General features: G+C 37.3%; 10 protein-coding genes. All 10 read right to left on the bottom strand.

Features of this window, described 5'->3' with window-relative positions:
- Positions 1 to 38: 38 nt before the first annotated feature.
- Positions 39 to 440, bottom strand: a complete 402-nt coding sequence (locus tag KVT34_RS28950; RefSeq protein ID WP_217563143.1) for a hypothetical protein — start codon at positions 438 to 440, stop codon at positions 39 to 41.
- Between the two features lie 95 nt (positions 441 to 535).
- Positions 536 to 988 (bottom strand): phage tail tube protein, encoded by a 453-nt coding sequence (locus tag KVT34_RS28945; RefSeq protein ID WP_253601517.1) that lies wholly within the window; start codon positions 986 to 988, stop codon positions 536 to 538.
- Between the two features lie 3 nt (positions 989 to 991).
- Positions 992 to 1,414, bottom strand: coding sequence for a phage tail terminator protein (locus KVT34_RS28940; RefSeq protein WP_217563142.1), 423 nt, complete (start codon positions 1,412 to 1,414; stop codon positions 992 to 994).
- Positions 1,415 to 1,424: 10 nt separating this feature from the next.
- Positions 1,425 to 1,775 (bottom strand): minor capsid protein, encoded by a 351-nt coding sequence (locus KVT34_RS28935; RefSeq protein ID WP_217563141.1) that lies wholly within the window; start codon positions 1,773 to 1,775, stop codon positions 1,425 to 1,427.
- Positions 1,772 to 2,128: a putative minor capsid protein gene (locus tag KVT34_RS28930; protein ID WP_217563140.1), complete on the bottom strand. Its 357-nt coding sequence runs from the start codon at positions 2,126 to 2,128 to the stop codon at positions 1,772 to 1,774. Before KVT34_RS28930 ends, KVT34_RS28935 begins: the two co-directional genes overlap by 4 nt.
- Positions 2,121 to 2,522 carry a head-tail connector protein gene (locus tag KVT34_RS28925; protein WP_217563139.1) on the bottom strand — a complete coding sequence of 134 codons (402 nt, stop codon included), beginning with the start codon at positions 2,520 to 2,522 and terminating at the stop codon, positions 2,121 to 2,123. Before KVT34_RS28925 ends, KVT34_RS28930 begins: the two co-directional genes overlap by 8 nt.
- A gap of 8 nt (positions 2,523 to 2,530) precedes the next feature.
- The gene (locus KVT34_RS28920; RefSeq protein WP_253601515.1) at positions 2,531 to 2,827 is read right to left on the bottom strand and encodes a hypothetical protein; all 297 of its coding nucleotides are present in this window, start codon (positions 2,825 to 2,827) and stop codon (positions 2,531 to 2,533) included.
- A gap of 13 nt (positions 2,828 to 2,840) precedes the next feature.
- On the bottom strand, positions 2,841 to 3,749 hold the full coding sequence (locus tag KVT34_RS28915) for a capsid protein (protein ID WP_217563138.1): 909 nt from the start codon (positions 3,747 to 3,749) through the stop codon (positions 2,841 to 2,843).
- Positions 3,750 to 3,766: 17 nt separating this feature from the next.
- Positions 3,767 to 4,369, bottom strand: a complete 603-nt coding sequence (locus tag KVT34_RS28910; RefSeq protein ID WP_217563137.1) for a hypothetical protein — start codon at positions 4,367 to 4,369, stop codon at positions 3,767 to 3,769.
- 11 nt (positions 4,370 to 4,380) lie between these two features.
- A partial coding sequence (locus KVT34_RS28905) for a phage minor capsid protein (protein ID WP_217563136.1) occupies positions 4,381 to 5,145 on the bottom strand: 765 nt, incomplete at its 5' end.

Raw genomic sequence — 5,145 nt, 5'->3', positions numbered from 1 at the left:
TCTATTTCTATCAGTAAGTTTGAACATTACCGATCACTTTACTTTTTAAGATTAGCTAGATATTTAGATTGCGATTCATCTGATTTTTTTATCATTTCCTCTGCGTATAAATCATTTAAGTAATGAACAAGACTTAATAGATTACCAACAGAACGGCCGGCAATGTCATATAACTCTTCGAAAGCACCTTCACCTAAGAAAACATCGACAACTTCTTTTGTTATTTCTTTTTGCTTAGCTGTTAAAGCATCGATTTCTTTATCTGTAGCATTTTCGAAATCCGGTATAAATTTCTGTAGTTCTTTTGTAGATTTTTCGAAACGTTTTAATGATTTTTGGTATTTATTTAACGCATCATCATTGAATTCTACTTTGAAAAGCTTACCTGCTACATCTACTTCTTTATACGTTTTTTCAAACTCGAATTTAAATTGTGTCATTTTTGTCCTCTTCTCCTTCTTGTTTCTGCATTATCGTTCGGTTTAATGTTTGAACTAAATTAAAAAAAGCCGAATTAACGGCTCTTTGTTCTTCGTTAGACTGAGGGTGTACTGGGTGCTTTTGTAAATGTTGGAACCCCATCATAACTAATTGTAAATTCGATTTCCCCTTTAGAGTTAGCATCGCCACCAGGTGATTTTATTTCACTCATAGTCGCTCTACCTTCCCATTTATCCCCGTTAGGTTCTGTCACACGGAAATCCGTTTTACGTTCTGGCCCTACTTTGTTTATTTTGCTTAAGATATAATCTTGAGCTTCATCACCATAATAACGATGTCCCTCGAATCCATATGACATCATAAATCCTGTAATATCACGTTCTGCTGCTCCACCACCATTATAGTAGTAGTTTTCGTCACTCTCTTCATTGTTATCTGGATCAACTGAAGTAATCCCTACTGCAATTACCGCATATTTCGGAGTGCTTGTAGTAGATACATTAATTTCAAATTTATATCCGTGGTTCATTAAAAAACCTTGTTCCATATATTAATTACCCCCTATTTCTAATTCCGCTACAAAGAGAGCGGTATATACATACTCGTTAGATGCTAATTTATCTACGAAATTAGGCTCTACGTAAATATTTAATCTTCTCAATGTGTAAGAGTTGTCCACTGCATGAAACTCTCGTCTATGCACGTTGTTTAATTCTTCTGCGATTACTTCTGCAGAAGTGTTAACTTCCAATTGTTTTTCACTTTTTAAGAGGATTTGAAACTGTTTCTTTTTAATTTCACCATCAAAATATTGCTCACCCGGAGCAGATGGTATCATCCTAATTGCAATACTTTTACGCGGGGTATTATTCAACCCTATATCTAATATATCGACCTTTACAGGAGCAAACATGATTTCTTTAGATAGAACAGTAGTTAAATGTTTTTTCACTGATTCAATTAACCATTTCATATTTACCCTCCTATAAATTTCGTTTTATTTCGTTTTCTACTATTCTAGCCCAATCGCTTACATGGCGTGCTTTAGCCTCTTCAAACCAAAGCCCCCTAGCATTAGGATTAACATCTTTTGAGAAGTTGTACTGTGGATTATAGTACAAACGTCTTGAATATGGAGTATTCCATTCAATATGACCTTCTCCCGGTCTACTAAAGCGTATGGAAGAGCGTTCTAACTCACCGGTGTCTTTTGGAATGTAAAAATTACTATCCTTCAATACTTGCTGATCTAATACAAATTGAGATTTATTAATAGCCTCTTCTGCTTTTGCGGCCATATGTGCAGTATCTACTCGTATATTAATGTTAATCATTGTAGATATATTTCAGTGTGGTGCGGCCTGTTAGGGTTCGTTGTATAAAGTGGTTCAACTTCTTTAATAAACATTTCTTTTCCACCCCACACGATCTTAGATTTTTCTTTAAATACATGATTAGCAGGAGAAGAGTTGACTGAATCATGGAAAAGTATTGCTTGAAAAGTTACGCTATCACCTGTTGAAGTGTTATATAACTTTTCATTCGGTTGCACTCTTACCCTTTTTAGAGTGATTGGTGGGGCAAATGAGGAAGCGGAACCTCCCCATGTCTCGTCTTCACCAATGTACTCATGATACTCAACTGTATGAATGAGTACATGTAATGGAATAGGAATAACATTAATCATTTACCTCCACCCCCGCATAAAGTAATCCTGTTGGACGTAGAAAAGCAATTGTCCCTTGTGCTATTCGAGCGTCATGGCCCGCTCCTTCAGACTTACCACCTCGTAATAAACCATAACGGAATTTACCAACCTGCATAACCGGCGTATCAATCATGGTATTTGTAGATGTTTCGCCATATAAGGCGATATATTCAGTTTGAGCAGCAGTAGCTTTCATTACCTGATTTTTAATAAATGGCGCCAATTTATCGAAATCAACGCCACTCAATTTATAATTAATAATCTGATCCACTACATCTGAAGCTCTTGCAATCATACGACTCAACATATCAGAATCTTCTACAGGCATTCCCTTGTATATGTTCGTATAGTATTCAGCATCTATATATGACATGAAATCACCTATTTTTCTGTTTTATCAGCTGCAGTATCTTTCTTTAACTTTGCAATTTCAGCCTTTAATTTCTTATTTTCAACTAATAAGTCATTACGTTCTGCTGTAATTGCATCTTTTTCTTCAATAACAGTATTTAATTCAGAAAGTGTTACTTCACGGCCACCTGTAGCACGAGTCACAACTACATAAGCAGCTCCTTCCGCATTAAGTTCTACTTGGTCATATCCTTCTACAAGATATGCATCTAAACTTTGTTCTTCAACTGTTAATACACGATTCTCTTTTTTTACGACTACGGCCATAATAATTCCCCTCCTATGCTTTTGGCGCTGTTACGAATGCAATACCGTCTGTTTTAGTATCAAACATAAATACGCCATCGTATGAGCGCTCAAAGTAAAAGTATTTTCCTGCAGTTTTTGCACTAGGCGCATCAACTGAAACGAATTCATATTTTTCAGGTGCAACCATACAAGATGTATGAATTAACATCATTTGAACTTGCTGCGCAGTTGGATCAGGTTTAGCTCCATTTGTGAAGTTATATAGTGTCTTCATACGTGAAGAAGGAACACCAATGATTTCGACCTCATCTAAGCGGTTAACTACACGATTGATTTGCCCGTTATTATTTTGAACTCCCATATATCGTGCAATTTCTTTAGCCTGCTTCAGCGCAGTTTTAACAGTAGGAAGTACGTATAATAAACGCCCTTCTTGTGGGACTTCTTTTTCATCCATATTTTCCATAATTTCATCGAATACAGTTAAAGCATTTTCAGGAGTAATAGCAATCTCTTTATTTCCGGCGCCATTATCTTTAGATTTCTTTTCGCTGAATAAACGTGAAATCATGTACTTATCTTTTTCAGGGATTTTTTCATTATCGTTATAAACTCGTGTGATATTGGCAATGGATGCTACCATGTTCGTTTCATCAATATCCATAGGGTCAATAAGTGTATCCCAGTAACGATCATTTGTTAGTGTTTTTGTTTCCCAATCGTTTTCAAAGTTACGTCCTGGAGTTGTAACCGTATCGCGTCCATAATCTTTACGACCAGAAGTAACAGTAAGACGTGGTAATTTAATAGTTTTAGCGTCAGAGAATTTAACTAAACTATTACTTGGTGTGTTCCATAATTTTTCAAAGTATAAACGACCAGGATAACGTGTTTGTAATCCCGCTTGGTATAATTCTGCATAATTTAAGTTGTTAGCCATGTGTATATCTCCCTCTCTTATTTCTTGAATTCTTCAAGCCATTTATTTAATTCTGATTGTGGTTCTCTTTTATGCTGTCCACCATTACCGAATCGCGGTTTAGGCGGGCCCTCTTCCTCAACGACTGTTTTAAAGTGTGGGAATTCCGTTACGACCTGCTCAATAGCTTGCGCGATATCTACATCGTCACTAAGCTTTGTTTTTGCTAGTGTAATTACAGCAGCTAAGTTCTTTTCATCTGTAATACCTGCTTTGATTGCCGTGTTTTCCATTCGTAAATCACTCAAAGTAGAGTCTTTTTCTTGTAACTGCGTTTCATAGGTTGTTACTTTGTCATTAAGCTTATCGTGTTCTGTCTTCTGTGAATCTTGGTGCTCTTTCCAACTATTCACCGTATCTTTTAATTGATCTGCATTTTCGAATCCTAACGTTTTCAAGAAATCGGTTTGTTGCTGGTTTTTTGCAGCATCTAATTGTTCCTGTGTATAGGTTACTGGGTCACCCGAACCGCCTGCTCCTGGTTCACCTCCTCCCAATGGATCAGTACCGCCCTGGTCACCTGCTCCACCATCAGAAAAGAATTGAATGTTATTTAAACGTAAACGAAATGGTTTTTGCATCTTAATTCCTCCTATACAATTTGCTCTCGGTTATATTGACGCTTGCGCTTTGTTTGATTAATAAACTCTTTCATGTTAGCTTGGCGTTGCGAAACCCTATTTTTCGCTTCCTTCACGCCTTCCGCATCTCCTAACGCTTCCATAACCTTTACTTCCTTCTTAGCTTTCCTAATTTGCCGTTCTAAGCTTCTTTGTTGTTGACTTTCCTTATATACTCTAGAGTTCTCAACAGTGTCATACGGTTCATAACGCTTAGTAGACTTACCTGATATATAAGGCCAAACTAGATGCCGGCAATTTACGCCTAATAACCCTGCCGCTTCACCATATGATGTACTGGAGAACGGAGGGTGTCTTTTGCTCTTTCCACTTTTAGAATAAATACGACCTTGATATGGCGCGCAGCGTGGTCTTGCTCCAAGATGTGAACTTGTTTCGATTAGATCCACGTCATACTCATCCATTCGGGCCATCTGCATTTCATTTGCTACATTCTGACTAACAGATCGAGTAATCATGTTTACATATGCTTCGGTACTCCAACGCTTCCCAGCCTTATCAATTAAAGCGGGAATCCCTCGCTGTGCCCATTCAGAAACAGTTTGTCTTAGCGCCTGTTGTGGCGTCATCACACCGCCTAATAGTTTACCTACTGTTTTATTTAAAACATCTAGATAAACCTGTTGTGCCTGATTTAGCATAGTTGTATTTACAAGATTCAACGTATCTAACGCCTGTTGCTCGTAAGCGTTAAGAATGCCAATTAGTGCAGCGCT

It is taken from the genome of Paenibacillus sp. GbtcB18 (assembly GCF_019091125.1).
Lineage (GTDB): Bacteria > Bacillota > Bacilli > Paenibacillales > NBRC-103111 > Paenibacillus_F > Paenibacillus_F chitinolyticus.
Note: the sequence above shows the minus strand (reverse complement) of the source record. Positions and strands in the feature narration are given on the sequence as shown.

Bases quoted from the DNA above. Each gene is read 5' to 3' on its own strand.
- KVT34_RS28925 (WP_217563139.1), bottom strand. From the start codon at position 2,522: ATGTCATATATAGATGCTGAATACTATACGAACATATACAAGGGAATG.
- KVT34_RS28935 (WP_217563141.1), bottom strand. From the start codon at position 1,775: ATGATTAACATTAATATACGAGTAGATACTGCACATATGGCCGCAAAA.
- KVT34_RS28915 (WP_217563138.1), bottom strand. From the start codon at position 3,749: ATGGCTAACAACTTAAATTATGCAGAATTATACCAAGCGGGATTACAA.
- KVT34_RS28920 (WP_253601515.1), bottom strand. From the start codon at position 2,827: ATGGCCGTAGTCGTAAAAAAAGAGAATCGTGTATTAACAGTTGAAGAA.
- KVT34_RS28950 (WP_217563143.1), bottom strand. From the start codon at position 440: ATGACACAATTTAAATTCGAGTTTGAAAAAACGTATAAAGAAGTAGAT.
- KVT34_RS28940 (WP_217563142.1), bottom strand. From the start codon at position 1,414: ATGAAATGGTTAATTGAATCAGTGAAAAAACATTTAACTACTGTTCTA.
- KVT34_RS28930 (WP_217563140.1), bottom strand. From the start codon at position 2,128: ATGATTAATGTTATTCCTATTCCATTACATGTACTCATTCATACAGTT.
- KVT34_RS28910 (WP_217563137.1), bottom strand. From the start codon at position 4,369: ATGCAAAAACCATTTCGTTTACGTTTAAATAACATTCAATTCTTTTCT.
- KVT34_RS28945 (WP_253601517.1), bottom strand. From the start codon at position 988: ATGGAACAAGGTTTTTTAATGAACCACGGATATAAATTTGAAATTAAT.